Annotated in this window: 4 protein-coding genes and 1 pseudogene; 3 read left to right on the top strand and 2 right to left on the bottom strand. The window is 68.2% G+C overall.

The window, feature by feature from the left end; genetic code table 11:
* Positions 1-338, bottom strand: a 338-nt coding sequence (locus G3N99_RS36330; protein WP_206124775.1) for an alpha/beta fold hydrolase, incomplete at its 3' end; no start/stop codon positions are given.
* 27 nt (positions 339-365) lie between these two features.
* Entirely contained in the window at positions 366-1,118 is a 753-nt protein-coding gene (locus G3N99_RS36335) for an Asp/Glu racemase (RefSeq protein WP_174936043.1), read from the bottom strand.
* A gap of 299 nt (positions 1,119-1,417) precedes the next feature.
* Between G3N99_RS36335 and G3N99_RS36340 the strand changes: the two genes are divergently transcribed.
* The 3 genes and pseudogenes from G3N99_RS36340 to G3N99_RS36350 form a co-directional block, all read left to right on the top strand.
* Positions 1,418-2,575: an FAD-dependent monooxygenase gene (locus G3N99_RS36340; RefSeq protein ID WP_174936041.1), complete on the top strand. Its 1,158-nt coding sequence runs from the start codon at positions 1,418-1,420 to the stop codon at positions 2,573-2,575.
* A 169-nt stretch (positions 2,576-2,744) separates the two neighbouring features.
* Positions 2,745-3,248 (top strand): (2Fe-2S)-binding protein, encoded by a 504-nt coding sequence (locus G3N99_RS36345; protein ID WP_174936039.1) that lies wholly within the window; start codon positions 2,745-2,747, stop codon positions 3,246-3,248.
* A pseudogene (locus G3N99_RS36350) lies at positions 3,238-3,941 on the top strand (cytochrome C); the annotation flags it as partial. The gene G3N99_RS36345 and the pseudogene G3N99_RS36350, both read left to right, overlap by 11 nt.

Genomic DNA, 3,941 nt, shown 5'->3' on the forward strand with positions numbered 1-3,941 from the left:
ATCCGCGCGCCCATCGAATGGCCGACGAGGCTCGTGCGCGGCAGGCCGAGCGCAGCGACGAGTGCCGCGATGTCGTCGGCCTGGGCATCGAGGCTGTAGTCGAGCGACGGCGATGCGTCGGACAGCCCGCGGCCGCGCACGTCGAGCACGTAGGTATCGAACGCCGCGCCGAATACTTCGCCGACGAACCCCCACGTGATCGCGGGGCTCGTGATGCCGGGAATCAGCACGATCGCCGGGCGCGAGGCGCGCGCGCCGGTCGCGCCGCCGTAGCGCAGGTAATGCTGGCGGATGCCGTTCGCGCGGATGTTCGCGCCATACAGGAAAGTCGAGGGCATGAAGGGACTCCGTCGAAAGGGCTGGGCTCAGTACGCGCCGGACAGCAGCGCGCCGGCGCCGGGCACGATCGGCTCGAGGTCGAGCTCGCGCAGCATCGCGTAGGTCGTCGCGATCGCGGCCGTGATCACGGGCTTGCCCGTCATCGCCTCGACCTTCGCGACGGCCGGCAGCGACGGCATCTGCACGCAGGCGGACAGCACGATCGCATCGGCGTCCTGGTATGGCAGCGTCTTCACGATGTCGGGCAGGCGCGCCGGGTCGTGGCGGCCGACGTCGAGGTTGTCGGGGATCTCCAGCGCGCGGTACGCGAGCACGTCGAAGCCTTCGTTGCGGATGTAGTCGACCACGAGTTCGGTCAGCGGCAGCATGTACGGCGCGACGACGACGATCCGCTTCGCGCCGATCACCTTCAGTGCGTCGACGAGCGCGCCCGCACTCGTCAGCACCGGCGCCTGTGCGCCGTTGTCCGCCGTGTGCTTCGTCAGGCGCGCCTGCGACACGCGGTGATAGCCGTGCCCCATAGCCATGATCGCGACCAGGCACGCGTAGCCGAGCACGTCGACGCGCGCGTCGCTCAGTTCCACCGCGCAGCGGTCGGATTCGGCGTCCATCGCCGCGAGTTCTTCCTTGACGACCTTCTTCATCCGCATCCGGCTCGAGTGATACGTGAAGCGCTCGGGGCGGATCGATTCGCGCAGCCGCAGCATCGCGGGAATCTCGGTTTCCATCGTCGTATTGGAACTCGGCACGATCTGGCCGATGCGGTAGGTCTTGCTCATGACGGGGAGGCTCCGTGTCGGTAAGGGTGGGGCGGCACGCTGGCGCGGGATCGCCGGATGTCGAGCAAAGTCTAGTGTGTACATTTGAAAATGGCAATGGATCAAAATGACGTCGAACGTGCGCCTATCGCTTTGTGGCGCGGATATTCGTGGAATTATTGGTGTTTTCCCGAATGTCGTCGCGACTGACGACAATCCGCTTGTCGTGAATAAATTGAGTGTGTACGCTACATAAACGCCATTCAATCCGCCCGTTCTCGTGCCGTGTTCGGCGACGGGCCCACGATCAGGAGATCCGCATGAGCACACCCCGTATCGCAATCATCGGCGCCGGTCTCGGCGGCACGGCCGCCGCGGCGCTGCTTCAGCGCGGTGGCTACGACGTCGCGCTGTACGAGCAGGCGCCGGCGTTCTCGCGCCTCGGCGCGGGCATCCACCTCGGCCCGAACGTGATGAAGATCATGCGGCGCATCGGCTGCGAGGACGCGCTGGAGACGATGGGTTCGCATCCGGATTGCTGGTATAGCCGCGACTGGCAGACGGCCGACGTGCTCGCGCAGATCCCGCTCGGCGACTACGCGCGCAAGGCTTACGGCGCGAGCTACCTGACCGTGCATCGCGGCGATTTCCATGCATTGATGACGCAGGCGGTGACGCCCGGCACGATCCGCTTCGGCAAGCGGCTCGCCGCGGTGGAGGACACCGGCGACGCGGTGCGCCTGACGTTCACCGATGGCAGCGTCGAGACGGCCGACATCGTGATCGGCGCGGACGGCGTGAATTCGCGAATCCGCGAGCACCTGCTCGGCGCGGAACCGCCGCGCTATACGGGCTACGTCGCGCACCGCGCGGTGTTCCCGGCATCGCTGCTCGACAACAAGCCGTACGACATGTGCGTGAAGTGGTGGTCGGAGGATCGCCACATGATGGTCTACTACGTGACCGAGAAGCGCGACGAGTATTACTACGTGACCGGCGTGCCGCAGGCCGAATGGCCCGAAGGCGTGTCGATGGTCGACAGCAGCCGCGACGAAATGCGCGAGGCGTTCGCGGGTTTCCATGCCGACATCCAGCACCTGATCGACGTGTCGCCGTCGATCACCAAGTGGCCGCTGCTCGAACGCGATCCGTTGCCGTTGTGGAGCCGCGGCCGCCTCGTGCTGCTCGGCGACGCGTGCCATCCGATGAAGCCGCATATGGCGCAGGGCGCGGCGATGGCGATCGAGGATGCCGCGATGCTCGCGCGCTGTCTCGACGAAGTCGGCGTCAGCGACTATGCGGGTGCATTCGCGCTGTACGAAGCGAATCGCGCGGCGCGTGCGTCGAAGGTGCAGCTCGTATCGCACAACAACACGTGGTTGCGCACGAACGAGGATCCGTCGTGGGTGTTCGGCTACGACGTGTTCGACGTGCCGCTCGTCTCTCCGTCGCGCAACAGCGTCGCGGCCGTGGCCTGACGCGTACGCGGTGCCCGCGCCGGCCGGCGCTTCGCCGTTGCGCGCGCCGATGCGCCGGTACGGGTGTTTTTCGGCGTGTTATATGTCAGGCGCGCGCCGGCGGCAGTGCCCGCTGCCGGTCGCCCGCCGCTGGTCTCCTCGGCCCGCGCGCCGCATTCCGGATCCATTCATGTCCCATCCCGCTTCTCCGTCGCGGCCGCTGGCGTTTCGCGTGAACGGCACGCCGCACACCTTCGTCGAGGCAGCGCCCGACGCGCCGCTGCTGCTGGTCCTGCGCAACGACTGCGCGCTCAACGGCCCGAAATACGGCTGCGGGCTCGGGCAGTGCGGCGCATGCACGGTGCTGGTCGACGGGCAGGCGACGCGTTCGTGCGTCGTGCCGGCCGCCGCCGCGCACGGGCGCGACGTCACGACGCTGGAAGGGCTCGGGTCGCGCGACGCGCCGCACCCGATCCAGCGCGCCTTCATCGACGAGCAGGCCGCGCAATGCGGCTATTGCCTGAACGGGATGATCATGAGCACGAAGGCGCTGCTCGACCGCACTCCATCGCCGGACGATGCGGCGATCCGCGATGCGTTGCGCTTCAATCTTTGCCGCTGCGGCACGCACCTGGAGATCATCCGGGCCGTGCATCGCGCGGCACGCTACCTGCGAGGCGGCGATGAAGCCTGACGCAGGCTTGCCCGTCGCACCGGAGTGCGTGACAGGTATCGAGCTGCGCGACGAAGTCGGCACCGATGCCTTGCGCACACACCACGCGCGCTACACCTGGCCGATCGGCGATGCGCAGGCAGACGCACAGGTCTCGCTCGACGTCGAAACGCGGACCGCGTCCGACGGCCGAATGACGACCTGGCGCTATCGCGCGCAGGCGGCCACGGACGATCTTCACGCACCGCACGGTGCGGCGACCGAACGCGCGGATACCGGCGCCGACGCGCCGTTCGTCTACCGGCACGCGCAGACGTCGATCGAACTCGCCGATGTCGGCCACGCGATTCCCGGACACGCGCACGTGTTCGCCCGCGAATCCTTCGTCGACGAACTTGCCGGCACGTTGCGGCGCGACCCGGTCGCGCTGCGCCTGCAGCATCTCGATACGGCACGGGACGCGGGGCCGCGCGAGATTATCCGGATGGTCAGCGAGCGCGCGGCATGGGGCACACCGGCTGAGGTCGACCCGGGTGCCCATGCGCGCGTGAGCGGGCGCGGCTTCGCTTTCGATGGTGCCGCAGCGCCTTCCGGCAACACGCCGACGGCAGCCGACGCGATACGCGACGGCGATGCGCGCTGGTCCGCGTGGGTCGTCGATCTCGAGGTCGACCGCGCGACGGGCGACGTCGCGGTGCGGCGCGTCGTGGCCGG

The organism is Burkholderia sp. Ac-20392 (assembly GCF_017104585.1).
Classification (GTDB): domain Bacteria; phylum Pseudomonadota; class Gammaproteobacteria; order Burkholderiales; family Burkholderiaceae; genus Burkholderia; species Burkholderia lata.